The organism is Hydrogenophaga soli (assembly GCF_054777695.1).
The window spans coordinates 216,264-243,019 of the sequence record NZ_BAAHAK010000001.1 but is presented as its reverse complement, the minus strand read 5'-3'; the positions used below and the strand labels follow the sequence as shown (position 1 = coordinate 243,019).

Sequence of the window (26,756 nt, the reverse complement as noted above, 5' to 3'; positions counted from 1 at the left end):
CCCAGCATATCAAGCCAACATGACCAGCGGCCCATGAATCGCACCCTGGGCCTGATTCAGCACAGCGCCAGCGCCGTCAGGCCCCGGCGTTGGCGGCTGACGAAGCGCCCATGCCGCGCGCTGTGTGCCACACCAGCAGCTGGTCCAAGGGCATGGGATGCCCCACGGCGTAACCTTGGGCGTAATGCACGTCCAAGCCGCGCAACAACGCCAGAATGGCGGGGCTTTCCACAAACTCGGCCACCGTGGCCTTGCCCATCAGGCACCCGATCTCGTGAATGGAGCGAACCATGGCCAGGCTGACCGCATCGGTGGCGATGTCGCGCACAAACTGCCCGTCGATCTTGAGCACGTCCACGGGCAACGTGCGCAAGTAAGCAAATGACGACAAGCCGCTGCCAAAGTCATCCAGTGACAGCTTGCAACCCAGGCCCCGCAGCGTGGCAATGAAGCGCTGCGCGGTGTGCAGGTTGCCGATGGCGGCGGTTTCCGTGATTTCAAAACACAGCTTGTGGCAGGGCAGGCGGGTGTGGGCCAGGGTGTCCAGCACGTGGGTCATGAACATGTCGTCGCCCAAGGATTGGCCCGACAGGTTGATGGCCCCCAGCTCCATGACCTCGTGGTGCGCCTCCATCCATTGCAGGACACGGTTGAACACCCAGCGGTCCACACGGTGCGCCAGGTGGTAACGCTCCACCGCCGGCATGAACTGCCCCGGCAGCACCACGTTGCCTGCGTCATCGTGCATGCGCAACAGGAACTCGCAGTGCAGCCCCGCGGCAGACTGGGGGTGGATGGGCACGATGGGCTGGGCATACAACACAAAGCGATCCTGCTGCAGCGCCCGCTCGATGCGGCTGACCCATTCCATCACGCCATAACGCTGGGCCAAGGCCGGGTCGTCACTGGCGTACACATGGATGCGCCCCCGCCCGGCGTCTTTGGCCACGTAGCAGGCACTGTCTGCCGCTTGCAGCAGGGCACCCACGCTTTCGCTGCCGACGTCAAGAGCCACCATGCCAATGCTGACACCCACCCCGAAATTCTGGTCCCGCCAGGCAAAGCGGTAGGTGCTCAAGCGATGCTGCAAGCGCTCGGCCACGCGCAGGGCCTGCTCAACACTCAGGTCCAGCAGCACCATGCCGAACTCGTCCCCGCCAATGCGACAGAAATGGTCCTGGCTGTGCAACTCTTGCCGGAACAGCTGCGCCACCTGGCGCAACAACTCATCCCCGGCGGTGTGCCCACAGGTGTCGTTGACCACCTTGAACTCGTCCAGGTCGAGGTAACACACCACATGGCGGTGTGACGGTTGGGTGCGTACCTGGTCAAAACAGTGGGCCAGCGCCTGCTCAAAGGCGCGCCGGTTGCCCAGACCGGTGAGTTCGTCGTGCGTGGCCTGAAAGGCCACTTCCTGGCTCAGGCGCCGTTGCTCGGTCACGTCACGGAACACCAGCACCGCCCCTTGAACATCGCCATCGGCATCGCGGATGGGCGACACCGCGGCCTCCACCAGGCAATGCCCTTGCAATCGGTGAAACAGGCGCAACTGCGGGTAATGAAGGGTCTGCGCGGTGGCCATGGCCTGCGCCACCATGTCCGGGGCGTCGGCATCGACCTGCCCGTCCGCATCGAACGCAAACACCTCTTGGTAGGGACGCCCCACTGCGGCGGCCAAGTCCCACCCCGTCAACGCCTGGGCCACCGGGTTGATGTACTGCAGTTCGCCGTCAGCGTTGGTGGTGATGACCGCGTCACTGATGGAGTGCAGAGTGACCTGAAGACGCTCTTTTTCCTGGTACAGCGCGTCTTCAATGCGCTTGCGGGTCTGGAGAAACCGCACCCGATCCAGTGCCACCGCCACATGGCCTGCCAGCGTCTGCATGAATTCGAGTTGCCAGTCCGATGGAGGGCGAACACCTTCGGCATCCCCATAGGTCCCCATGCCCAAGGCCCCCAGGCACTCGTCGGCCAGCAGCAAGGGAACGTTGATGATGGTGCGGTTTTGCAACTGCGCCACCACTTTCTTGTTGGTGCGAGGATCGGTGCGGGCGTCGAGCACCACCACCACGTGATCGGCCTTCAGCAATTCTTCCAGCATGGGATCACCCGCCAACGGGATCTCCAGGGACTCCGCGGCGGCGTGGAACTGATCAAAACCGACCCGGGTGGTGGCCTGGCTGATGATGGAGACAAACCCCGGCCGGTCCCCCAACAATGCCAGCCACGCGTGGGGATAACCCAGCACCTGGTCCACCACGGGAGCCAGCGCGGCCAGGATGTCAGGCAAATTCCAAGCCCGCTCCAACCGCTTGCACAACTGCAACAAGGCTTTGGTGGAGTCCTGAGTCTCACTCAGAGCATGCGGATCAGCCATGAGGCACAGTGTAACGAGTCGCCATTGAACCGTTGGCACATGCACCCGACCAACAAAAACGGCCCCGAAGGGCCGTTTTCATTCAAACGCACCAGCGCGTCAGGCGGTCACGCCCTTGGCCACCTCTGCGTACTCTTCGATCTGGTCGAAGTTCATGTACTTGTAGATCTGGTCGGCCTTGGCGGTGATGACACCGGTGGCGGCCAGGTACTCGTCCTTGGTGGGCAGCTTGCCCAGTTTGGACGCCACGGCGGCCAGCTCGGCGGAGCCCAGGAACACGTTGGTGTTCTTGCCCAGGCGGTTGGGGAAGTTGCGGGTGGAGGTGGAAATCACTGTCGCACCTTCTCGCACCTGCGCCTGGTTGCCCATGCACAGCGAGCAGCCGGGCATTTCGGTGCGGGCACCGGCGGCACCGAAGTTGGCGTAGTGGCCTTCCTTCATCAGCTCGGCGGCGTCCATCTTGGTGGGCGGCGCCACCCACAGCTTGACAGGGATGTCACGGGCACCGCCCAGCACGGTGGCAGCGGCACGGAAGTGGCCGATGTTGGTCATGCAGGAGCCGATGAAGGCTTCATCGATCTTGGTACCGGCCACTTCGGACAGGGTCTTGGCATCGTCCGGGTCGTTGGGGCAGCAGACGATGGGCTCGGTGATCTCGGCCAGGTCGATTTCGATCACAGCCGCGTACTCGGCGTCGGCGTCACCTTCCAGCAGCTGCGGGTTGGCCAGCCACTGCTCCACCTTCTCGATGCGGCGGGCCAGGGTCTTGGCGTCGGCGTAGCCGTCGGCGATCATGTTCTTCATCAGCACGACGTTGGAACGCAGGTACTCGGCCACCGGCTCCTTGTTGAGCTTGATGGTGCAACCGGCGGCAGAACGCTCGGCAGACGCATCGGACAGTTCGAACGCCTGTTCCACCTTCAGGTCGGGCAGACCTTCGATTTCCAGGATGCGCCCGCTGAAGATGTTCTTCTTGCCGGCCTTGGCCACGGTCAGCAGACCGGCCTTGATGGCGTACAGGGGGATGGCATGCACCAGGTCACGCAGGGTGACACCGGGTTGCATCTGGCCCTTGAAGCGCACCAGCACCGACTCGGGCATGTCCAGGGGCATCACGCCGGTGGCGGCACCGAAGGCCACCAGACCGGAGCCTGCGGGGAAGGAAATGCCGATGGGGAAGCGGGTGTGCGAGTCGCCACCCGTGCCCACGGTATCGGGCAGCAGCAGGCGGTTGAGCCAGCTGTGGATCACACCGTCACCGGGACGCAGGGCCACGCCACCGCGGCTGCTGATGAAGGGAGGCAGCTCGCGGTGCATCTTGGCATCCACGGGCTTGGGGTAGGCGGCGGTGTGGCAGAAGGACTGCATCACCATGTCGGCGCTGAAACCCAGGCAGGCCAGGTCTTTCAGCTCGTCGCGGGTCATGGGGCCGGTGGTGTCCTGGGAACCCACGGTGGTCATCTTGGGCTCGCAGTAGGTGCCGGGGCGAACGCCCTGACCTTCGGGCAGACCGCAGGCGCGGCCGACCATCTTCTGCGCCAGGCTGAAGCCCTTGCCGCTGTCCTTGGGGGCCACCGGCAGGCGGAAGGTGGTGGAGGCGGGCAGGCCCAGGAACTCGCGGGCCTTGGCGGTCAGCGAACGGCCAATGATCAGGTTGATGCGGCCACCGGCGCGCACTTCGTCCAGCAGCACTTGGCTCTTGAGCGCGAACTCGGCCACGACTTCTTCACCATTTGGGCCGTTCTTGACGATCTTGCCGTCGTAGGGCAGCACGTCGATCACGTCGCCCATTTCCAGCTTGGACACGTCCACTTCAATGGGCAGCGAGCCCGAGTCTTCCTGGGTGTTGAAGAAGATGGGGGCGATCTTGCCGCCCAGGGTCACACCGCCGAAACGCTTGTTGGGCACGAAAGGGATGTCCTGGCCGGTGGCCCAGATCACGCTGTTGGTGGCCGACTTGCGGGAAGAACCGGTGCCGACCACGTCGCCCACGTAGGCCACGAGGTTGCCCTTCTTCTTCAGGTCTTCGATGAACTGCATGGGGCCGCGCTTGCCGTCTTCCTCGGGCTTGAAGGCCGCGTCGGGACGGGTGTTCTTCAGCATCGCCAAGTAGTGCATGGGGATGTCGGGGCGGCTCCAGGCGTCGGGCGCGGGAGAGAGGTCGTCGGTGTTGGTCTCGCCAGGCACCTTGAACACGGTGACGGTGATCTTCTTCTCGACTTCAGGGCGGGTGGTGAACCACTCGGCATCGGCCCAACTCTTCATGACTTCCTGGGCCTTGGCGTTGCCGGCTTTGGCCTTGTCGGCCACGTCGTTGAAGTAGTCGAACATCAACAGCGTCTTTTTCAGCGCTTCAGCCGCCACACCGGCCACTTCGGCGTCGTCCAGCAGCTCGATCAGGGGGTGGACGTTGTAGCCACCCACCATGGTGCCCAGCAGCTCGGTGGCCTTGGCCTTGGAAATCAGGGCCACTTTCACGTCGCCATGGGCGACGGCGGCCAGGAAGCTGGCCTTGACCTTGGCGGCGTCGTCCACGCCGGGGGGCACGCGGTGGGTCAGCAGGTCCAGCAGGAAGGCGTCTTCACCAGCGGGGGGGTTCTTGATCAGTTCGATCAGGGCCTCGACCTGCTTGGCATCCAGAGGCAGCGGCGGAATGCCGAGGGCGGCGCGCTCGGCGGCATGTTGGCGATAGGCTTGCAGCATGGAGTTCTCCAGAGTGGGTCAAGAAGAAAAAATATCAACAATTTCGGCGGGCAGCGCTTGTCCTGTATGCATTGCTCGCTCTAGTATTTGCCAGTAATAGCGGTAGCTGGCCCGGTCGTGCAGCGTGCCATTCACGGCCGTGGGACCCCAGTCTGCGGCCTTGGCCGCCAACACGATGTGCACCGCCTGGTCAACCTCGCCCGCGGAAGGGGTGAAGGCCGCGACGATGGGCCGGATCTGGTCGGGGTGGATGCTCCACATGCGGGTGTAACCCAGCTCGTTGCGGGCCTTCAAGGCCGCCGCGGTCAGGGCCGCCGCATCGCGGAACTCGGTCACCACGCAATGCGAGGGCACCTTGCCGTGCGCGTGCGCCGCGCTGGCCAAGGCCAGCTTGGCTTGCAACACCAAGGGGTGGGCAAACTGCCCTGCCACCCCCATGGCGTCGGCCGGGATGGCACCGCCATGGGCGGACACAAAGTCCATCAGGCCGAAGCTGAGCGACTGCACCCTCGGGTGGGCCGCGATGTCAAAGGCATGGTGAACGGCCAGCGGCGATTCAATCAGCACGTGCAGCGGCACGCCCTGCCCCCCCGCAGCGTCCATGGCCGACACCGCCTGTTGCACACAGGCCAGGGTTTCGACCTTGGGCACCATCAGGTAGGCCGGTTGAACCTGGCCACCCAACACGGCGGCCACATCGGCTTGGAAGGCGGGGTGGTCCACCGCATGCACGCGAACCCCCACCCGGCAGCCGGGCGAGACGTGGCCCAGCAGTTCGGCCACCAGGGCCGCATGTTCCGACTCTCCCCCCACCGGGGCCCCATCCTCGCAGTCGAGCGTGACGTCGAACACGCACGCCCCCAGCTCGGCAGTCCATTCGGCCTGCAGAGCCAGGCTCTTGCGCATGCGTGCGGGCACGCCGCTGTAATGGTCACAGACCGGGAGCGCGGCACTGGAGGCCTGCGCCCCCAGGAGGATGGTCCTGGGGTTCAAGGCGGGCACGAGGGGGAGTTACAAGCCGGTTACAAGCAAACTCACAGGAGATGGGCCACGCCGGCCTGCTCGTCCTGCAGTTCCTTCAGGGTCTTGTTGATGCATTCCTGGCTGAATGCATCGATGGGCAGACCTTCGACGATCTTGTATTCGCCGCCTTCGCAGGTGACGGGGTAGCCGAACATGACTTCCTTGGGAATGCCGTATTCGCCATTGGACGGAATGCCCATGGTGACCCACTTGCCGTTGGTGCCCAGGGCCCAGTCACGCATGTGGTCGATGGCAGCGTTGGCAGCAGAGGCGGCGGACGACACGCCACGGGCGGCGATGATGGCGGCGCCACGCTTGCCCACGGTGGGCAGGAACACGTCCTTGTTCCACACTTCGTCGTTGATCATGTCCTTGACGGACTGGCCATCAATGGTGGCGAAGCGGTAGTCGGCGTACATGGTGGGCGAGTGGTTGCCCCACACGGCCAGCTTCTCGATGGCGGCCACGGGCTTGCCGGTCTTGGCGGCGATCTGGCTGGCGGCACGGTTGTGGTCCAGGCGCAGCATGGCGGTGAAGTTGCCGGGCTTGAGGTCGGGGGCCGACTTCATGGCGATGTAAGCGTTGGTGTTGGCGGGGTTGCCGACCACCAGGACCTTGACGTTGCGGCTGGCCACGGCGTTCAGGGCCTTGCCCTGGGCGGTGAAGATCTGGGCATTGGCAGCCAGCAGGTCGGCACGTTCCATGCCGGGGCCACGGGGACGGGCGCCGACCAGCAGGGCGTAGTCGGTGTCCTTGAAGGCTTCCATCGGGTCGCTGTGGGCTTCAATGCCAGCCAGCAGAGGGAAGGCGCAGTCTTCCAGCTCCATGATCACGCCCTTCAGCGCTTCCTGGGCTTTTTCCATGGGCACTTCCAGCAATTGCAGGATCACCGGCTGGTCTTTGCCCAGCATTTCGCCAGAAGCAATGCGGAACAACAGGGCGTAACCGATCTGACCAGCAGCGCCGGTGACAGCAACACGAACGGGTTTCTTGGACATGGTGAGAACTCCAGGTAGGAAAGTGCGCAAGGATGATGTGCAAGCGTCAAGACCGAAACCCACACCACATGGATGAACAATGCGCGATGCGGGTTAGCCCTAGCCCGCGGAGTGTAACGCGGGCGACCGCACCAGTCAATTTGTCTTATGTCTTATATAAGATATGATTGCAACCACCACAGGCCTACCGCCCCATTCCACTCAGACACCCGGCCAGACCGCGATGAACACCCCCACATCCCCGGGAACACCCGCGTTCAGCCCGTTGTACCAGCAGATCAAGGCCTTGATCCTGCGCAGCCTGGAAGAAGGCGAATGGAAGCCGGGTGACGTGATCCCCAGCGAACAGGAGTTGGCCACCCGATTCAAGGTGAGCCAGGGCACGGTGCGCAAGGCCATTGACGAACTGGCCGCCGAAAACCTGGTGGTGCGCCGCCAAGGCAAGGGCACCTTTGTGGCCACCCACGCCGAACGCAACATCCAGTATCGGTTTCTGCGCCTGCAGTCCGATTCGGGCGAGGAGTTCCCCACCCAGCGCACCATCATCGAATGCAAGCGCCAGCGGGCCACCGCCGAAGTGGCCCGGCTGCTGGGCATCCGCAGCGCCGACCCGGTGGTCAGCATCCGCCGCGTCCTCAAATTCCAGGGGCAACCGGTCATCCTGGAAGACATCTGGCTGCCCGGCACGCCGTTCAAGGGCTTGTCCATCGAAGGCCTGGCCGCGGAACAAGGCCCCATGTACGCGTTTTTCGAGCGCGAGTTCGGGGTACGCATGGTCCGTGCCGAAGAAAAAATCAAGGCCGTGGCCGCCACCCCCGAGCACGCCGACCTGCTGGCACTGCCCCTGGGCTACCCCTTGCTCAGCGTGGAACGCGTCGCTTACACCTACAACGACGTGCCCATGGAGTTGCGTCGCGGCCTGTACCGCACCGATGACCACCACTACCAGAACCACCTCAGTTGAGGCCCGCAGTCTTGTACAAGGGTTGAAAGGTTCGTGAATGCTGCATTGCAATAGAATTTAAAGGTCTTCCCCGCACGGTTACCAGGGTGTTACAGCCTGACCGATCCAAAACCTGAAAGCTCCTCCATGACCCAGTTGAACACCAAGCGGCCTGAGTTCCGCAACATCAACTTCCTCAAGGACCTACCCACTTACCGGCTGCCGCTGGCGGGCTGGGTGTCCTTTATGCACCGCGTCAGCGGCCTGCTGATGTTCCTGTTGATGCCCTTCATTGTGTGGATGTTCGACGCATCCCTGAGCTCTGAAATTTCCTTTGGCAGCTTCACCGCCGTGTTCGCTGCCGGCGCGGGTTTCGTGCCTGGCTGGTTCTTCAAGCTGGTGGCCCTGGCCCTGATCTGGGCCTACCTGCACCACCTGCTCGCAGGGCTTCGCCACCTGTACATGGACGCCACCCACTCCGTCACCAAAGCCTTTGGCGCCAGCTCTGCCCAGGTGGTCCTGGTGCTGAGCCTGGGCCTGACCGTGGTGCTGGGTGCCAAGTTGTTCGGCCTGTACTGAAACCCGTTCATTCCTGAGGATAAGCAAACCATGTCTGTCAATTACGGATCCAAGCGCGTCGTTGTGGGCGCGCACTACGGCACGCGGGACTGGCTGGCCCAACGGGTCACGGCCGTGCTGATCGCCCTGCTCACCTTCATCGTGCTGCTGCAACTGGTGTTCTCCAGCGGCCCCATCGGCTACGAAACCTGGGCTGGCATTTTTTCCGCCCAATGGATGAAGGTGCTCACCTTCTCCGTGCTGGTCGGCCTGTTCTTCCACGCCTGGGTGGGCGTGCGCGACATTTGGATGGACTACGCCAAGCCCGCAAGCCTGCGTCTGGTCCTGCATGTTTTCACCATCGTCTGGCTCGTGGGTTGCATGGGCTGGGCCATTCAAGTTCTCTGGAGGCTCTGATTCATGACCACCACCGCATCTCTCCCCAAGCGCAAGTTCGACGTGGTCATCGTCGGAGCCGGTGGCTCCGGCATGCGAGCCTCCCTGCAACTGGCCCGCGCCGGTCTGAAAGTGGCCGTGCTGTCCAAGGTGTTCCCCACCCGCTCCCACACCGTGGCCGCCCAAGGTGGCGTGTCCGCATCGCTGGGCAACATGAGCGAGGACAGCTGGGAATACCACTTCTACGACACCGTCAAGGGCTCTGACTGGCTGGGTGACCAGGACGCCATCGAGTTCATGTGCCGTGAAGCCCCCAAGGTTGTGTACGAGCTGGAACACTTCGGCATGCCGTTCGACCGCAACCCTGACGGCACCATTTACCAGCGCCCCTTTGGCGGCCACACCGCCAACTACGGCGAAAAGCCCGTGCAACGCGCCTGCGCCGCCGCCGACCGCACCGGCCACGCCATGCTGCACACGCTGTACCAAGCCAACGTGTCGTCGCGCACCACGTTCTTCGTGGAGTGGATGGCCCTGGACCTGATCCGCGACGCCGACGGCGACGTGGTGGGCGTGACCGCCCTCGAAATGGAAACCGGCGACACCTACGTGCTGGAAGCCAAGACCGTGCTGCTGGCCACCGGCGGTGCCGGTCGCATTTTCCAGTCGTCCACCAACGCCTTCATCAACACGGGTGATGGTCTGGGCATGGCCGCCCGCGCTGGCATTGCGCTGCAAGACATGGAGTTCTGGCAGTTCCACCCCACCGGCGTGGCCGGTGCTGGCGTGCTGCTGACCGAAGGCTGCCGTGGCGAAGGTGCCATCCTGCTCAACAGCAATGGTGAACGTTTCATGGAGCGTTATGCGCCCACGCTGAAGGACTTGGCCCCGCGCGACTTCGTGTCCCGTTGCATGGGCCAGGAAATCCTGGAAGGCCGTGGCTGCGGTCCCAACAAGGACTACATCCACATGAAGCTGGACCACCTGGGTGCCGAAACGGTGCACAAGCGCCTGCCCTCGGTGTACGAAATCGGCGTCAACTTCGCCAACGTGGACGTGACCCGCGAGCCCATCCCCGTGGTGCCCACCATCCACTACCAGATGGGTGGCATCCCCACCAACATCCACGGACAAGTGGTGGAACGCTTCAACGGTGAAGACCGTCCGGTCAATGGCCTGTACGCCGTGGGCGAATGCTCCTGCGTGTCGGTGCACGGCGCCAACCGCCTGGGCACCAACTCCCTGCTGGACCTGCTGGTGTTCGGCAAGGCCGCGGGCAACCACATCATCGCCAACGTCAACCCCAAGCAGGAACACAAGGCCCTGCCCAAGGACGCTGCCGACCAGACCCTGGCCCGCCTGGCCCGCCTGGAAAGCGCCACCAACGGCGAATACGCCCAGGACGTGGCCAACGACATGCGCGGCATCATGCAGGCGCACGCTGGCGTGTTCCGCAGCCAGGACGTGATGAACGAAGGCGTCAAGAAGATTGCCGCCCTGCGCTCCCGCGTGGCCGCCATCGGCCTGAAGGACAACTCCAAGGTGTTCAACACCGCCCGCATCGAAGCGCTGGAAGTGGAGAACCTGATGGAAGCCGCCCAGGCCACCATGGAAAGCGCCGCCGCCCGCACCGAATGCCGTGGTGCCCACCTGGTGCGCGACTACGAACACGACGTGAGCCACCCCACCTGCCCGCTGGGCCGCAACGACGCCGAGTGGATGAAGCACACCCTCTGGTACAAGGATGGCAACCGCCTGGACTACAAGCCCGTGCGCATGAAGCCCCTGACCGCCGAAACGGTGCCTCCGAAGCCCCGTACCTTCTGACCGGCACGAGCCAGAACAAGGAACCTGAAAAATGGCACAACGCACTTTCAAGATCTACCGCTACGACCCGGACAAGGACGCCAAGCCCTACATGCAGACCATCCAGCTGGAGCTGGACGGCACCGAACGCATGCTGCTGGACGCGCTGGTCAAGCTCAAGGCCGTGGACTCCACGCTGTCTTTCCGTCGCTCTTGCCGCGAGGGTGTGTGTGGCTCCGACGCCATGAACATCAACGGCAAGAATGGTCTGGCCTGCCTGACCAACCTGAACACGCTCAAGGGCGACATCGTCCTCAAGCCGCTGCCCGGCCTGCCGGTGGTGCGCGACCTGATCGTGGACATGACGCTGTTCTTCAAGCAGTACCACAGCATCAAGCCCTACCTGATCAACGACACGCCCGCACCGGAACGTGAGCGTCTGCAGTCCCCCGAAGAGCGCGAAGAGCTCAACGGCCTGTACGAGTGCATCCTGTGCGCCAGCTGCTCGACCAGCTGCCCCAGCTTCTGGTGGAACCCCGACAAGTTCGTGGGCCCCGCCGGTCTGCTGCAGGCGTACCGCTTCATTGCCGACAGCCGCGACCAGGCCACCGCCGAGCGTCTGGACAACCTGGAAGACCCGTACCGCCTGTTCCGCTGCCACACCATCATGAACTGTGTGGATGTTTGCCCCAAGAGCCTGAACCCCACCAAGGCGATTGGCAAGATCAAGGAAATGATGGCGCTGCGTGCCATCTGATCCCCGATCCGAAATGGTCATGCAAGACAGCCCACTGCTCGGTGAACGTGCCCTCAGCAAACTCAAGTGGCGTTGCCGCCGGGGTTTGCTGGAGAACGACCTGTTCATCGCACGTTTTTTCGAGCGGCACGAGTCTGGCCTGACCGAGCGGCAAGCCGCAGGGCTGGAAGCCCTGATGGACCTCTCCGACAACGACCTGCTGGACCTGCTGCTGGGGCGCAAGCCCCTGCAAGGCGATCTGGATCGGCCCGAAGTCGCTGACGTCCTGGCCCTGCTCAAACATCCTCCGAGCTGATTCGCACATCAAACCCGCCAACCCGAGAAGGAAGTCACCATGAAACTTGCCGACAACAAAGCCACCCTGTCGTTCTCCAACGGCAGCCCGAGCATTGACCTGCCCGTCTACAGCGGCAACATCGGTCCCGACGTGATCGACATTCGCAAGCTGTACGGTCAAACCGGCATGTTCACCTACGACCCGGGCTTCCTGTCCACGGCGTCGTGCCAATCGGCCATCACCTACATCGATGGCGACAAAGGCGAGTTGCTGTACCGCGGCTACCCCATCGAACAGTTGGCCACCCAGTGCGATTACCTCGACACCTGCTACCTGCTGCTCAACGGCGAACTGCCCAACCCTGAGCAGCGCAAGGACTTCCACAAGCTCGTGATCAACCACACCATGGTTCACGAGCAAATGCAGTTCTTCCTGCGCGGCTTCCGCCGCGATGCCCACCCCATGGCCGTGTTGACCGGTCTGGTGGGTGCCATGTCGGCCTTCTACCACGACAGCACCGACATCAACAACCCGGAACACCGCCACGTGGCGGCCATCCGCCTGATCTCCAAGATGCCCACCCTGGTGGCCATGGCCTACAAGTACGGCATGGGTCAGCCCTTCATGTACCCCCGCAACGACCTGAGCTACGCAGGCAACTTCCTGCGCATGATGTTCGGCACGCCTTGCGAGGACTACAAGGTCAACCCCGTGATCGAACGTGCGATGGACCGCATCTTCATCCTGCACGCCGACCACGAACAAAACGCCTCCACCTCCACCGTGCGCCTGTGCGGTTCCTCCGGCACCAACCCGTTCGCCGCCATCGCGGCCGGTGTGGCCTGCCTGTGGGGCCCGGCCCACGGTGGTGCCAACGAAGCCTGCCTGAACATGCTGGAAGACATCCAGCGCAACGGCGGCGTGGCCAAGGTGGGTGAGTTCATGAACCAGGTCAAGGACAAGAACTCCGGCGTCAAGCTGATGGGCTTTGGCCACCGCGTGTACAAGAACTACGACCCCCGCGCCAAGCTCATGCAGGAAACCTGCAATGAAGTGCTGGCCGAGCTGGGTCTGGAAAACGACCCGCTGTTCAAGCTGGCCAAGGAACTGGAGAAGATCGCCCTGGAAGACGATTACTTCGTCCAACGCAAGCTCTACCCCAACGTGGACTTCTACTCCGGCATCGTGCAGCGCGCCATCGGCATCCCCGTGAGCCTGTTCACCGGCATCTTCGCCCTGGCCCGCACCGTGGGCTGGATCGCCCAACTGAACGAAATGCTGGCCGACCCCGAGTACAAGATTGGCCGTCCGCGTCAGCTGTTCACCGGCTCCCCCCGCCGCGACGTGCCCGCGTCCATGAAGGTCTGACGATCGTCTGCCCGGTGCCGCCCGCACCGGGCCTGACCTGCCAACCCGGCCAGCACCCCTGCTGCCCGGGTTTTTTCATCCGGGTCCGGCGTTCGCGTCCAGAATCGGTGGCCTCTAAAATCTCCGGTTCCACGAAAAAGCCCCAGCCCCGCACGCACCACAGGTAACACAACGATGGGACGCACCCTTTACGACAAGATCTGGGACGAGCACGTCGTCCACACCGAAGAAGACGGCACCGCCATCCTCTACATCGACCGGCACCTGGTGCACGAAGTCACCAGCCCCCAGGCCTTTGAAGGCCTGCGCCAGGCCGGTCGCCCGGTGTGGCGCGTCAGTTCCATCGTGGCCACCGCCGACCACAACACCCCCACCACGGGCTGGGAACGGGGCTACGACGGCATTGCCGACCCCATCAGCAAGGAACAGATCACCACCCTGGACGCCAACATCGCCGAGTACGGTGCGGCGGCCTTCTTCCCGTTCATGTCCAAGCGCCAGGGCATCGTCCACGTGGTGGGCCCGGAAAACGGTGCCACGCTGCCCGGCATGACCGTGGTCTGTGGCGACAGCCACACCTCCACCCACGGGGCATTCGGGGCCCTGGCCCATGGCATCGGCACCAGCGAGGTGGAGCACGTCATGGCCACCCAGACCCTGCTGGCCAAGAAGGCCAAGAACATGCTGGTCAAGGTGGAAGGCACGCTGCCCAAGGGTTGCGGTCCCAAGGACATCGTGCTGGCCATCATCGGCAAGATCGGCACGGCCGGTGGCACGGGTTACACCATCGAGTTTGCAGGTTCCGCCATCCGTGCCCTGAGCGTGGAAGGCCGCATGACCGTGTGCAACATGGCCATTGAAGGCGGCGCACGCGCCGGTCTGGTGGCCGTGGACGCCAAGACCATCGACTACGTCAAAGGCCGCCCCATGGCCCCCAACGGTGTGGAGTGGGACCAGGCCGTGGCCTACTGGCAGACCCTGCACTCCGACGCCGACGCCGTGTTCGACGCGGTGGTGGAGCTGGACGCCAGCCAGATCCTGCCGCAGGTGACCTGGGGCACCTCGCCCGAGATGGTGCTGGCCGTCACCGACCGCGTGCCCGACCCCGACAAGGAAAAAGACCCCAACAAGCGCGCCGCCATCGAACGCGCCCTGACCTACATGGCCTTGGAGCCGGGCAAGGCCCTGTCCGACCTGTACGTGGACAAGGTGTTCATCGGCTCCTGCACCAACAGCCGCATCGAAGACATGCGCGAGGCCGCCGCCGTGGTGAAGAAGCTGGGCCAGAAGGTGGCCAAGAACATCCGCCAGGCGCTGGTGGTGCCCGGCTCCGGCCTGGTGAAGGAGCAGGCCGAGCGCGAAGGCCTGCACGAGATCTTCAAGGCCGCCGGTTTCGAGTGGCGCGAGCCCGGCTGCAGCATGTGCCTGGCCATGAACGCTGACCGCCTGGAACCCGGCGAACGCTGCGCCAGCACCAGCAACCGCAATTTCGAAGGTCGGCAAGGCAACGGCGGGCGCACCCACCTGGTCAGCCCCGCCATGGCCGCCGCCGCCGCCATCCACGGCCATTTCGTCGACATCCGTCAATTTGCCTGATTCGACCGCTCTTCAGCAAAGCCGCCCTGTATGACCCTACCCGCCGCCACGTTTGACAAGCAAAAGTTCAAGGCGTACTACAACACGCTGAAGGTTGAACATGGGCTGGACTTCAACAAAGCGGAAGACCGGGCCAAGTACGTCCGCGGCCTGCACGGCGGCACACAGGCGGTGGACCGGCTTCAAAAGGCCATTGAGTTGCAGGAGGCGCAGGGGGTGTTCTTGTTCACCGGCCAGCGCGGCAGTGGCAAATCGACCGAGCTGCAACGGCTGAAACACCAGCTGGAGAACAATGCAGAGGAACCCTGCAAAGTGTTTTACCTGGACATGGAGCACTGGCTCAACCCCTCACGGGAAATTGAGTTGGGAGCCTTCATGCTGGCGGTGGTGGCCGCCTGGGTGGAGCAAGCCAACCTGGGGGCCATTGAGCGGACCTGGTTTGACCGGATCGCCGAGTTTCTGACGCGCACCCACATCAGCGTCGACAAACTGTCTTTGGGGGCTGACGTGGCGGTGGCCAAAACCTCGGTATCCCTGGCCCTGCGCACCGACGACTCGTTCCTGAGCCAATTGGCCAACCAGGTCAACGCCAACCGCAACGCCTTTGTGCGTGAGTTGCACCAGTTTGCGCAAGACTTCAAGCAGCAACTCTGCCCCCACGGTCAAAAATGCGTGCTGCTGATCGACTCCCTGGAAAAGCTGACCGGCGTGGCCGACAAGGCCGAGCAGGTGTACGAAAGCGTGCTGCAACTGTTTTCACAGCAAAGCGAGGCGCTGAAGCTGCCCTTGGTACACGTGGTGTATTCCATTGCCCCCTACGTGCTCAACCAAAACCGCCAGTTGCCCGCCCTGCTGGGCGGGGCCATTGCGGTGCAACTGCCCTCGGTGCATGTGTTCCAGCGCAACAGCTACGAGGTAGATGACGGCGTCGACCAGATCCTTGAACTGCTGAACAAACGCTGCCCCGATTGGCGCGAGTTTTTTGACGAAGCCGACGTGCGAGCCTTTGCCTGCGACAGCGGCGGTGACCTGCGCGACTTCATGCGCGGCCTGCAAGTCTGCATGACCGGCCTGAGCCCCCAAAAGCCCCGTGTGGACGGTGACGACTGGGCCTACGCCCGCTCCCAGATCAAACCCAACACCGCCATCGACCTGGAGCACATGCGCTGGATGGCCAAGGTGGACCAAAGCCATGCCGCGGAGCTGAGCAGCCCCATCACTCCCCTGGTGCTGGAGCGTTACCTCAGCACCAAGCATGTGTTGGCCTACCTCAATGGCGACACCTGGTATGGACTGCACCCGTTGATCCGCAACGACGTTCTGGCCCGCACAAAGGCCCCCGAGCATGCCAGCCCAGCGGCGCAGGCCTGACGAGGTTTTTCGTCAACTCCAACAGTGGTGGGAGCTGCACGAAGGCTTCGGCCTGGTTTTTGTGTTTTCCGCCGACCAGGTGGGAACCGCCTGGTTGGGCCGCCGACTGGATGAAGAACTGCAACACCGCGCCGCACAGCTGACGTTTTGTGGCTGGACCACCCAGCCACCGCAAGCGCTGTGGCACGGGCTGGCCCCGCAGCCCCGCAAGCTCCACTGGATTGCCCCCCAACCCAGCGCCGTGCCCGCCTGGTTGCAAGCGCTGAACCAGGGCCGCCAAGCGCTGATTGCCAGCGGCCATTTGTTCGTGATCTGGATTCCGCAAGACGACATCGGCCACATTGATGCGCTGGCACCCGACCTGTGGTCGGTGCGCAGTTGGGTCCTCAAACCCGCAACGCACCGCGCAGAATTTGCTGGGGTGATGCCCGCCGTCAGCGTCACCGCGACCGGGGGTCCAGCGCTGCCGCTTCAGGAACAAGCGCCACACACACCCAAAACCCCTGCACAACACGCATGGGACAGCGCCTATGCGGCCTGGAAAGCCGCCCCTCCTTCCGCCCGAAAGCGCCTGCCGCCGCATCTGGCGCGGCAAGCCGCCGAAGAAGCACAAAAACTGCGTGCCTTTGCCTACGCCCAAACGCTGCTGCGCCAAGCCATGGAGGTGGCGCAACAGCAAGGCCAAGGCTTGGAAGATGCACATGCACATTTGCTGTTGGGCAATTTGCAACGCCGTCTGGGCCAAATCGACGAAGCCGACTCCCTCTATACCCAGGCCATGGCCCTGTACGACCAAGAGCAATATGACGTGGGTCGTGCCAACACGCTCAAAGCTATGGGCGATTTACAACGTCGTGTGGGCCAGATTGACCAGGCCTATGCCCTCTACACGCAGGCCATCGCTCTGTTTGATAAAACGCACAGCGACCAGGGTCGTGCCAACACGCTCCGTGCCCTGGGCGATTTGCAACACCGTTTGGGCCAAATCAACGAGGCTCGAGCCACCTACACCCAGGCGATTGCTCTGTACGAAAATTTGCAAAACGACCAAGGTCGAGCCAACGCGCTCAACGCGTTGGGTGATTTGCAACACCGTCTGGGTCAATTGGACGAGGCCCATGCCCTCTACACCCAAGCCATCACTCTGTACGAAAAAGAGCAAGATGACCTGGGCCGAGCCAACACGCTCAGGGCTTTGGGCGAATTGCAACACCGTTTGGGCCGGATCGACGAGGCTCGCGTCCTCTACGCCCAGGCTTTGGACCTGTTTGGCAAAGAGCAACACGACTTGGGACGGGCCAACACGCTCAGAGCCCTGGGCGATTTGCAACGCCGCCAGGGCCACATTGCCGAGGCTGGAGACCTCTACACCCAAGCCATTGCCCTGTACGAAAAGGAGCAACACGACCTGGGACGAGCCAACACGCTCCAAGCCCTGGGCGAATTGCACAGCCACCTGGGTCACATGGCTGAGGCTCGCGCCCTCTACACCCAGGCCATGGCTCTGTTTGACAAAGAACAAGACGACCTGGGCCGGGCCAACACACTCCTGGCGCTGGGCAATCTGCAAAGTCGCCCGAGCCACATCGACGAAGCCCGAGCCCTCTACACCCAGGCCTTGTCCCTGTTTGACAAAGAGCAACACGACCTGGGCCGCGCCAACACACTCAAGGCTCTAGGACAGTTGCAACGCCACCTGGGCCACACCGACGAAGCCAGCGCCCTCTACACCCAAGCCATGGCCCTGTACGACAATGTGCAAGATGATCTGGGTCGCGCGCACGCGCTTCTGGCGCTGGGCCAGTTGCAACAGGACTTGGGCCGCGTCAACGAGGCCCGAGCCCTGTACACCCAGGCCCTGGCCCTGTTTGACAAAGAGCAGTCCCCAACGGGCGTTGAAGCTGCACAAACCCTGCTGACCCAACTCGATGAGACGCGGCCAGACCGCGCCGATTCACACACCGCCCTCCCCTGAAACCCCCTTTGCAAAGGAAGCACCATGAAACACCTGATCCATTGGATTTTGATGGCCACCGCCCTGACTTTCACCCTGTCGGCCTGCAACACCGTGCAAGGCATTGGCAAAGACGTCCAGAAGGGCGGCCAGGTCATCCAGGACGCCGCCAAGAAATGAACCCCTTCACCGTCCACCAAGGGTTGGTGGCACCGATGGACCGCGAGAACGTGGACACCGATGCCATCATCCCCAAGCAATTCCTGAAGTCCATCCGCAAGACGGGCTTTGGCCCCAACCTGTTTGACGAATGGCGTTACCTGGACCCGGGCCAGCCCGGCCAGGACCCCGCCAGCCGCAAACCCAACCCCGACTTCGTGCTGAACCAGCCGCGTTATGCCGGGGCCTCGGTGCTGTTGGCACGCAAGAACTTTGGCTGCGGCTCCAGCCGCGAACACGCGCCCTGGGCCATCGAGCAATACGGTTTCCGCGCCCTGATTGCCCCCAGCTACGCCGACATCTTCTTCAACAACTGCTTCAAGAACGGGCTGCTGCCCATCGTGCTGACCGAGGCACAGGTGGACCAACTGTTCAACGAGGTGATGGCCTTCCCGGGTTACCAGCTCACCATCGACCTGGCGCGCCAGGTCATCGTGAAGCCGCAGGGTGAAGAAATCCCGTTCGAGGTCAACGCCTTCCGCAAGTACTGCCTGCTCAACGGCTTTGACGACATCGGCCTGACCCTGCGCCATAAGGACAAGATCCAGGCGTATGAAGCCCAACGCCTGGCCACCAAGCCCTGGCTGGCGCACACCATGCTGCCCAACGCCTGAGGCGGCCAAAATCCTTCAAGGTTTTTTGACCCCTACCGCTTATTCCATATAGCCTTGTAGCTATCATTTTATGAAAATTGCAGTTCTCCCTGGTGACGGCATCGGCACCGAAATCGTGGCCGAAGCCGTCAAGGTGCTCAAGGCGCTGGACCTGTCGTTCGAGATGGAATCGGCCCTGGTGGGTGGTGCCGCCTACGAGGCCCACGGCCACCCCCTGCCCGAGTCCACCCTGAACCTGGCCAAGGCTGCCGACGCGGTGCTGTTCGGCGCCGTGGGCGACTGGAAATACGACAAGCTCGACCGCCCGCTGCGTCCCGAGCAGGCCATCCTGGGCCTGCGCAAGAACCTGGGCCTGTTTGCCAACTTCCGCCCCGCCATCTGTTACGAGCAGCTGGTGGGCGCGTCCAGCCTCAAGCCCGAGCTGATCGCCGGGTTGGACATCCTCATCATCCGCGAGCTGACCGGCGACATCTACTTCGGCCAGCCCCGTGGCCGCCGCACGGCGGTGGACGGCCACTTCCCCGGTGCGGAAGAAGCGTTTGACACCATGCGCTACAGCCGCCCCGAGGTGGAGCGCATTGCCCACGTGGCCTTCCAGGCCGCCCGCAAGCGCCACAAGAAGGTGACCAGCGTGGACAAGAACAACGTGCTGGAAACCTCCCAACTGTGGAAGGACGTGATGGTGGAAGTGGGCCAGCAGTACCCCGACGTGGAACTGCACCACATGCTGGTGGACAACGCGGCCATGCAGCTGGTCAAGGCCCCCAAGTCGTTCGACGTGGTGGTGACCGGCAACATGTTCGGCGACATCCTGAGCGACGAGGCCTCCATGCTCACCGGCTCCATCGGCATGCTGCCCTCGGCCAGCCTGAACAGTGCCAACCAGGGCCTGTACGAGCCCAGCCACGGCAGTGCCCCTGACATTGCCGGCAAGGGCGTGGCCAACCCGCTGGCCACCATCCTGTCGGCGGCCATGATGCTGCGCTTCAGCCTGAACCAGGAAGAAGCGGCCCAACGCATTGAAGCCGCGGTGCAAAAGGTGCTGACCCAGGGCCTGCGCACCCCCGACATCCACAGCGAAGGCACCACCAAGGTGGGCACGGCCCAGATGGGCGACGCGGTGGTGAAGGCGCTCTGACCGACCGGCACCCTGCCGTTCCCCCCTCAAAAAGGCAGTCCTCAAGGGCTGCCTTTTTTGTTTTTCAGCCCCCGCTGTCGTCCTTCCAGGGAAAACCCCTAGGTGTTTACAGGCTTGCTGACGCGTTCCGTAAGTAGTTGGTCAACCACCGTTCCTAGCATCCCCCTCAAGCCCTCGAACCGGGGGCGATGTTTTCAATCACTCTGAGGGACAAGCATGGAAACCGATCTGGTTCAACGCATCTCGACACACCCCAAGTACCTTGAGCTCAAGGCCAAACGCTCCCGCTTTGGCTGGTGGCTGACGGCCGCCATGATGGTCGTGTACTACGGCTTCATCCTGTTGGTGGCCTTCAACAAGGACCTGCTGGCCCAGAAGCTGGGCACGGGCGTCACCACCCTGGGCATGCCCATCGGGCTGTTCGTGATCGTGTTCACCGTGGTCATCACGGGCATTTACGTGCGTCGCGCCAACAGCGAGTTCGACGACCTGACCGAAGACATCAAGAAAGCCGTCCTGAAATGAAGCGCATCCACACCTCCCTCCTGGGCCTGGCCGCCCTGATGGTTTCCGCCGGGGCCTGGGCCGCCGGTGCCGACCTGGGCCAGGCCGAAAAGCAGGCCACCAACTGGACGGCCATCATCATGTTTGGCGTCTTCGTGGCGGCCACCATGTTCATCACCAAATGGGCGGCGGCCAAGACCAAGTCGGCCGCCGACTTCTACACCGGCGGTGGTGGCATCACCGGCTTCCAGAACGGCCTGGCCATTGCGGGTGACTACATGTCCGCCGCATCCTTCTTGGGCATTTCCGCCGCGGTGATGAGCAGCGGCTTTGACGGTCTGATCTACTCCATCGGCTTCCTGGTGGGCTGGCCCGTGGTCACCTTCCTCATGGCCGAGCGCCTGCGCAACCTGGGCAAGTTCACCTTTGCCGACGTGGCCGCCTTCCGTTTTGCCCAGACGCCCATCCGCATGTTTGCCGCCTCGGGCACGCTGGTGGTGGTGGCGTTCTACCTGATCGCCCAGATGGTGGGTGCCGGTCAGCTCATCAAGCTGCTGTTCGGGCTGGACTACATGTACGCCGTGATCATCGTCGGCGTGCTGATGATGGTGTACGTGCTGTTCGGTGGCATGACGGCCACGACCTGGGTGCAGATCATCAAGGCCTGCCTGCTGCTGGCGGGTGCATCGTTCATGGCCTTCATGGTGCTGGTGCAGTTCGGTTTCAGCCCCGAGGCCATGTTTGCCAAGGCCGTGGAGATCAAGGCCGGGCTGGCCACCGCCGCGGGCAAATCGCCTGAAGAGGCGGCCAAGGCCGGTTCGTCCATCATGGGACCGGGCTCGTTTGTGAAGGACCCCATCAGCGCCATCAGCTTCGGCATGGCCCTGATGTTCGGCACCGCCGGCCTGCCCCACATCCTGATGCGCTTCTTCACCGTGCCCAACGCCAAGGAAGCCCGCAAGTCCGTGTTGTGGGCCACCACCTGGATCGGCTACTTCTACATCCTGACCTTCATCATCGGCTTTGGCGCCATCGCCTTCGTGCTGACCAACCCCGAGTTCCTCGACGCCAAGGGTGCCCTGAAGGGCGGCGGCAACATGGCCGCCATCCACCTGGCCAACGCCGTGGGCGGCAACGTGTTCCTGGGCTTCATCTCGGCCGTGGCGTTTGCCACCATCCTGGCCGTGGTGGCGGGCTTGACGCTGTCGGGGGCCTCTGCCGTGTCGCACGACATCTACGCCACCGTGATCAAGAAGGGCAAGGTGGACAGCGCCTCCGAACTGAAGGTGTCCCGTGCCACCACCATCGCCCTGGGCATCATCGCCGTGGCGCTGGGCATTGCCTTCGAGAAGCAGAACATCGCCTTCATGGTGTCGCTGGCCTTCGCCATTGCCGCGTCGGCCAACTTCCCGGTGCTGTTCCTGTCGGTGCTGTGGAAAGACTGCACCACCCGCGGCGCGGTGATCGGCGGCTTTTTGGGCCTGGTGTCTTCCGTGGTGCTGACCGTGCTGTCCGACTCCGTGTGGGTGGCCGTGCTGGGCAACCCCAAAGGCAGTGCCCCCTTCCCCTACACCTCGCCCGCGCTGTTCTCCATGGCCATCGGTTTTGTCGGCATCTGGCTGTTCTCCATCCTGGACAAGAGCCCCCGCGCCGCCGAAGACCGTGCCGGCTTCCTGGCCCAGCAAGTGCGCTCTGAAACCGGCATTGGCGCGTCCTCGGCCTCTGGCCACTGATCGGCACGCCCCGCCCACCCCACCCGGACCATGCCCAGCGCCTTCGACTTTTCGAATGCCCCGTTCGACTGCCTGAGCGCAGACGAACGCCAGCTGGTCCGGGACACGGTGGACATTGCCTACTTCCGGCCCGGGGCCGTCATCCTCAGCCCCGACCTGCCCGCCACCCATGTGCATGTGGTCATCAAAGGCCATGTGCAGCATGTGGAGGCGGGAGAGGTGGTGTCGGTCTACGGCCCCGACGATTTTTTTGCCGCCCGCGCCGCCATGGCCGGGCGCACCACCAGCGTGTTGACCGCGCTGGACGAAGTCATCACCTACCTGCTGCCGCAGGCCACGCTGAAAGAGCTGGTGGCCCGCAACAGCGCCTTCAGCGCCATGCTGTTTGCCGACATGTCGCGGCGGCTGTCCGCCGTGTCCGAAGGCAACCGGCACCGTGAATTCCTCTCCCTGATGATGGTGAAGGTGCGCGACGCCTTCATCCGCAAACCCTTTTTTGTGGACGGCAGCACCGACCTGGTGAGCCTGTGCCGTCTGCTGTCCGAACGTGGGCTGACCAACGCGCTGGTGCGCGACACGGCCCCCGACGGCACGCCTCGCGCGGGCATGTTCACCACCACCGACCTGCGTGACGCCCTGCTGCGGCCCGAGCCGCCCCAGCAGCTGGCGGTGCGCGAGCTGGCGCGTTTCGACCTGATCGCCATTTCCCCCGACAGCGAGCTGTTCGACGCCCTGCTGGTCATGATCCGCCACCGGGTGCACCGCGTGCTGGTGCGCGATGGCGACACCATCCTGGGCGTGCTGAGCCAGCTGGACCTGATGAGCTTCATCTCCAACCACTCGCACCTCATTGCCCTGCAGGTGGAGCAGGCCACCAGCGTGGACGAGCTGCAAGCCGCCGCCCAGCAGATGGACGGCCTGATCGGTGTGCTGCACCAAGGCGGGGTGAAGATCGACGTGATCTCCACCCTGGTGAGCGAACTCAACAGCCAGATCTTTGCCAAGCTGTGGGGCTTCATCGCCCCTCAGGCCCTGCAAGACCACAGCTGCCTGCTGGTCATGGGCAGCGAAGGCCGCGGTGAGCAGGTGCTGAAAACCGACCAGGACAACGCCCTCATCCTGCGCGACAACTTCGACACCTCCACCCTGCCCGTGCCGCTGGACGAGGTGGCCCGCCAGTTCAACGACGCCCTGGCCCGCTTTGGCTACCCGCCCTGCCCCGGCGACATCATGCTCACCAACCCCGCCTGGCGTCAGCCCCTGGCCGGGCTGAAAACCACCATCACCGACTGGCTGATGGGCCCGCACGCCGACGGCCCCATGAACCTCGCCATCTTCATGGACGCCCGCGTGGTCGCGGGCGACGCCGGGCTGCTGACTGACGCCAGGACCCACCTGCACCAGCTTTTCACCGGCAACGACGCCCTGCTGGCCCGCTTTGCCGGGGCCATCGAGCAGTTCAGCGAACCCGGCAGCTGGTGGGACCGCCTGACCACCCTGCGCGGGCGCGAAGAGCAAAGCTTTGACCTGAAAAAGCTGGGCACCTTCCCCATCGTGCACGGCATCCGGGCGCTGGCCTTGCAGCACCGCATCGAAGCCCTGCGCACCAGCGAACGCATCCACCAGCTCACCACCCGTGACCACCTGGACGCCGCCCTGGCCCGCGACCTGACCGACGCCTTGCAGTTCCTGATGGACCTCAAGCTCAAACACAACCTGCGCCAGCGCCAGATGGGCCAAGCCGCCCACCACCAGGTGCACCTGTCGGAATTGGGCACCCTGGAGCGCGACCTGCTGAAAGACTCGCTCGCCATCATCCGCCGCTTCAAGCAGCACCTGCGCAGCCACTTCCGGCTGGACACCCTGTAGGCCCGCCCCCGCCATGGTCTGGCAACGCCTTCAACGCGCCTGGTACCGGCGCCAACTGCGCGACCCGGCCTATGCCCACCTGTTCGACCCGCCACCACCCCAGGAGTGGGTGAGCATCGACTGCGAAACCACCGGCCTGGACCGCGAGCGCGACCACATCGTGAGCGTGGGTGCGGTGCGTGTGGTGGGCGACCAGGTGCTGACCAGCCAACGCCTGGAGCTGCTGGTGCGCCCCGACGCCAGCCGCAGCCCCATGCAGGCCGAGGCGGTGCGCATCCACCAGCTGCGCGAAAGCGACCTGGCCGAACGCGGCCTGCCGCCCGACGAGGTGGCCCGGCGGGTGCTGGCCTTCATCGGCTCCCGCCCGCTGGTGGGCTACTACCTGGAATTTGACGTGGCCATGCTCAACCGGCTGGTGCGCCCGCTGCTGGGCATTCCGCTGCCGCAGCCGCAAATCGAGGTGTCCGGCATGTACTACGACCTGAAATACCAGCAAAACCCCGACGCCCACATCGACCTGCGGCTGGCGTCCATGATGAACGACCTGGGCCTGCCGCCCCGCCACGCCCACAACCCGGTCAACGACGCGACCATGGCCGCGCTGGCGTTCATCAAGTTGCGGGGGTTGTTGGGGCGGGACTGACCTGGCGCGGGGGCTGGCCTGGCGGATGGGCCGTGGGGTGGGTGCCTCGCCGGTGGTTCGCTGGCGCGAACTGCGCTGCGGTGCTCGACCGTGGGGCGTCGTCGCGGAACTCACTGCACGCCCTGCGGGCGTTCCGCTCAGACAGCCGCGACGAAGTCAGAGGTGGAGGGTGCGCTTCCGCGCACCCCGCCCCACGGTCTGTGCGCCTCGCCACCGGCGAAGGTGCCCACCCCCCGGCCCATCCGCCAGTCACTCCTATTTTTGTAGCATGTCACGCTTTTTAAATAAGCGCTAGAGGCCAAAATCGCTTGTAACTTCCATGACTGGTGACCGCCCTGACGTGGTCACCACGCCACCGGCGCCTGGCCGCCACCGATAATCCGGCATGACCTCTGTCCCTGCCCAGTCCACGCCCGTCGCGCCCGCCGCCCCCGTTTCCTCCGCTGACTTCAGCACCCTGCCCCTGTCGCCCGCCACCTTGGCCAACCTGGCCACGCTGGGCTACACGGCCATGACACCCATCCAGGCCGCCGCGCTGCCGCTGGCGTTGGCGGGTCAAGACCTGTTGGCCCAGGCCAAGACCGGCAGCGGCAAAACCGCCGCCTTTGGCTTGGCCCTGCTGGCCAACCTGAAGCTGGGCCGCGCCGCCTACACCGCCGCCGCACCGGGCACCGACAAGGACCCGCGTGCCCCCGGCACCGAGGACTACAGCAGCCTGCGTGTGCAAAGCCTGGTGCTGTGCCCCACGCGCGAGCTGGCCGAACAGGTCACCACCGAAATCCGCCGTCTGGCGCGGGCGCAGGACAACATCAAGGTCGTCACCCTGTGCGGGGGGGTGCCGTTGCGCGGCCAGTTGGCCAGCCTGGGGCATGGGGCCCACGTCGTGGTGGGCACGCCGGGGCGGGTCATGGACCACCTGGACCGGGCCAGCCTCAGCCTGGACTCGCTCAACACCCTGGTGCTGGACGAGGCCGACCGCATGCTGGACATGGGCTTTCTGGACGACATCGCCAAGGTGGCCGCCCAATGCCCCGCCCAGCGGCAGACCCTGCTGTTTTCGGCCACCTACCCCGAGGGCATTGCCCAGCTGGCCCGCCGCTTCATGCGCAACCCCGCCACCGTGACGGTGGAAACCCAGCACAGCGGCACCCACATCGAGCAGCGCTGGTACGAGGTGACCGAGGGCAACCGCCTGCACACCGTGGGCCGCTTGCTGGCGCACTTCCGCCCCGCCAGCACGCTGGCGTTCTGCAACACCAAGGCCCAGTGCCGCGACCTGGTGGAGGTGCTGCGCGCCGAAGGCCACAGCGCCCTGGCTCTGTTTGGCGAGCTGGAGCAGCGCGAGCGCGACCAGGTGCTGGTGCGCTTTGCCAACCGCAGCTGCTCGGTGCTGGTGGCCACCGACGTGGCCGCACGCGGGCTGGACATTGCCGCGCTGGCCTGCGTCATCAACGTGGACGTGACGCCCGACCCGGAGGTGCACATCCACCGCATCGGGCGCACCGGGCGGGCCGGTGAAGCCGGGCTGGCGCTCAACCTGGCCAGCCTGGACGAGATGGGCCATGTGGGCAAGATCGAGGTGCTGCAAAAGCAGGACACCCCCTGGAGCCCGCTGGCCGAGTTGACGCCCACCGGCCAAGGCCCGCTGGTGCCGCCCATGGTGACGCTGCACATCCAGGGCGGGCGCAAGGAAAAAATCCGCCCCGGCGATGTGCTGGGCGCCTTGACCGCCGACCTGGGCTACACCCGCGAGCAGGTGGGCAAGATCAACGTGAACGATTGGTCCACCTACGTGGCCGTGGACCGCGACATTGCCAGCCAAGCCGCCAGCCGACTGAATGCCGGGCGCATCAAGGGCAAAAGCGTGAAGGTGCGCGTGCTGGAGGACTGAGGCCGCAAGGCTCGGGGC

The 26,756-nt window shown here is 64.2% G+C and carries 22 protein-coding genes; 18 read left to right on the top strand and 4 right to left on the bottom strand.

What is annotated here, in order from left to right:
- Positions 1-76 precede the first annotated feature (76 nt).
- From ACYVB7_RS01065 to ACYVB7_RS01050, 4 genes are all read right to left on the bottom strand, one after another.
- Entirely contained in the window at positions 77-2,377 is a 2,301-nt protein-coding gene (locus ACYVB7_RS01065; protein WP_460504701.1) for an EAL domain-containing protein, read from the bottom strand.
- A gap of 99 nt (positions 2,378-2,476) precedes the next feature.
- On the bottom strand, positions 2,477-5,080 hold the full coding sequence (gene acnB / locus ACYVB7_RS01060) for a bifunctional aconitate hydratase 2/2-methylisocitrate dehydratase (protein WP_460504700.1): 2,604 nt from the start codon (positions 5,078-5,080) through the stop codon (positions 2,477-2,479).
- Between the two features lie 18 nt (positions 5,081-5,098).
- Entirely contained in the window at positions 5,099-6,082 is a 984-nt protein-coding gene (locus ACYVB7_RS01055; protein WP_460504699.1) for an HpcH/HpaI aldolase/citrate lyase family protein, read from the bottom strand.
- Between the two features lie 32 nt (positions 6,083-6,114).
- Positions 6,115-7,101, bottom strand: a complete 987-nt coding sequence (locus ACYVB7_RS01050) for a malate dehydrogenase (protein WP_460504698.1) — start codon at positions 7,099-7,101, stop codon at positions 6,115-6,117.
- 223 nt (positions 7,102-7,324) lie between these two features.
- On the opposite strand from ACYVB7_RS01050, the gene ACYVB7_RS01045 reads away from it, so the two are divergent.
- The 18 genes from ACYVB7_RS01045 to dbpA all read left to right on the top strand — a co-directional run bounded on the left by ACYVB7_RS01045 (position 7,325) and on the right by dbpA (position 26,738).
- On the top strand, positions 7,325-8,065 hold the full coding sequence (locus ACYVB7_RS01045) for a GntR family transcriptional regulator (RefSeq protein WP_460504697.1): 741 nt from the start codon (positions 7,325-7,327) through the stop codon (positions 8,063-8,065).
- Positions 8,066-8,191: 126 nt separating this feature from the next.
- Positions 8,192-8,623: a succinate dehydrogenase, cytochrome b556 subunit gene (gene sdhC / locus ACYVB7_RS01040; protein WP_460504696.1), complete on the top strand. Its 432-nt coding sequence runs from the start codon at positions 8,192-8,194 to the stop codon at positions 8,621-8,623.
- Between the two features lie 30 nt (positions 8,624-8,653).
- The gene (sdhD, locus tag ACYVB7_RS01035) at positions 8,654-9,019 is read left to right on the top strand and encodes a succinate dehydrogenase, hydrophobic membrane anchor protein (RefSeq protein WP_460504695.1); all 366 of its coding nucleotides are present in this window, start codon (positions 8,654-8,656) and stop codon (positions 9,017-9,019) included.
- 3 nt (positions 9,020-9,022) lie between these two features.
- Positions 9,023-10,825: a succinate dehydrogenase flavoprotein subunit gene (gene sdhA / locus ACYVB7_RS01030; RefSeq protein ID WP_460504694.1), complete on the top strand. Its 1,803-nt coding sequence runs from the start codon at positions 9,023-9,025 to the stop codon at positions 10,823-10,825.
- Positions 10,826-10,856: 31 nt separating this feature from the next.
- Positions 10,857-11,561, top strand: a complete 705-nt coding sequence (locus tag ACYVB7_RS01025; protein ID WP_460504693.1) for a succinate dehydrogenase iron-sulfur subunit — start codon at positions 10,857-10,859, stop codon at positions 11,559-11,561.
- A 19-nt stretch (positions 11,562-11,580) separates the two neighbouring features.
- Positions 11,581-11,856, top strand: coding sequence for an FAD assembly factor SdhE (locus ACYVB7_RS01020; protein WP_460504692.1), 276 nt, complete (start codon positions 11,581-11,583; stop codon positions 11,854-11,856).
- Between the two features lie 39 nt (positions 11,857-11,895).
- Positions 11,896-13,206, top strand: coding sequence for a type II citrate synthase (gltA, locus tag ACYVB7_RS01015; protein WP_460504691.1), 1,311 nt, complete (start codon positions 11,896-11,898; stop codon positions 13,204-13,206).
- Between the two features lie 174 nt (positions 13,207-13,380).
- Positions 13,381-14,802, top strand: a complete 1,422-nt coding sequence (gene leuC / locus ACYVB7_RS01010; RefSeq protein ID WP_460504690.1) for a 3-isopropylmalate dehydratase large subunit — start codon at positions 13,381-13,383, stop codon at positions 14,800-14,802.
- A 30-nt stretch (positions 14,803-14,832) separates the two neighbouring features.
- Positions 14,833-16,173 (top strand): hypothetical protein, encoded by a 1,341-nt coding sequence (locus ACYVB7_RS01005; RefSeq protein WP_460504689.1) that lies wholly within the window; start codon positions 14,833-14,835, stop codon positions 16,171-16,173.
- Entirely contained in the window at positions 16,148-18,148 is a 2,001-nt protein-coding gene (locus ACYVB7_RS01000; protein ID WP_460504688.1) for a tetratricopeptide repeat protein, read from the top strand. Before ACYVB7_RS01005 ends, ACYVB7_RS01000 begins: the two co-directional genes overlap by 26 nt.
- 24 nt (positions 18,149-18,172) lie before the next feature.
- A complete protein-coding gene (locus ACYVB7_RS00995; RefSeq protein ID WP_460504687.1) occupies positions 18,173-18,307 on the top strand; it encodes an entericidin A/B family lipoprotein in 135 nt (44 codons plus the stop codon).
- On the top strand, positions 18,304-18,960 hold the full coding sequence (gene leuD / locus ACYVB7_RS00990; RefSeq protein ID WP_460504686.1) for a 3-isopropylmalate dehydratase small subunit: 657 nt from the start codon (positions 18,304-18,306) through the stop codon (positions 18,958-18,960). The genes ACYVB7_RS00995 and leuD overlap by 4 nt, the downstream gene beginning before the upstream one ends.
- Before the next feature lie 70 nt (positions 18,961-19,030).
- On the top strand, positions 19,031-20,098 hold the full coding sequence (leuB, locus tag ACYVB7_RS00985; protein WP_460504685.1) for a 3-isopropylmalate dehydrogenase: 1,068 nt from the start codon (positions 19,031-19,033) through the stop codon (positions 20,096-20,098).
- A gap of 216 nt (positions 20,099-20,314) precedes the next feature.
- A complete protein-coding gene (locus ACYVB7_RS00980) occupies positions 20,315-20,623 on the top strand; it encodes a DUF485 domain-containing protein (protein ID WP_460504684.1) in 309 nt (102 codons plus the stop codon).
- Entirely contained in the window at positions 20,620-22,335 is a 1,716-nt protein-coding gene (locus ACYVB7_RS00975) for a cation acetate symporter (RefSeq protein WP_460504683.1), read from the top strand. Before ACYVB7_RS00980 ends, ACYVB7_RS00975 begins: the two co-directional genes overlap by 4 nt.
- A gap of 30 nt (positions 22,336-22,365) precedes the next feature.
- A complete protein-coding gene (locus ACYVB7_RS00970) occupies positions 22,366-24,204 on the top strand; it encodes a putative nucleotidyltransferase substrate binding domain-containing protein (protein ID WP_460504682.1) in 1,839 nt (612 codons plus the stop codon).
- A 13-nt stretch (positions 24,205-24,217) separates the two neighbouring features.
- Positions 24,218-24,847 carry a 3'-5' exonuclease gene (locus ACYVB7_RS00965; RefSeq protein ID WP_460504681.1) on the top strand — a complete coding sequence of 210 codons (630 nt, stop codon included), beginning with the start codon at positions 24,218-24,220 and terminating at the stop codon, positions 24,845-24,847.
- A gap of 385 nt (positions 24,848-25,232) precedes the next feature.
- The gene (dbpA, locus tag ACYVB7_RS00960) at positions 25,233-26,738 is read left to right on the top strand and encodes an ATP-dependent RNA helicase (RefSeq protein ID WP_460504679.1); all 1,506 of its coding nucleotides are present in this window, start codon (positions 25,233-25,235) and stop codon (positions 26,736-26,738) included.
- The last annotated feature ends 18 nt before the right edge of the window (positions 26,739-26,756 follow it).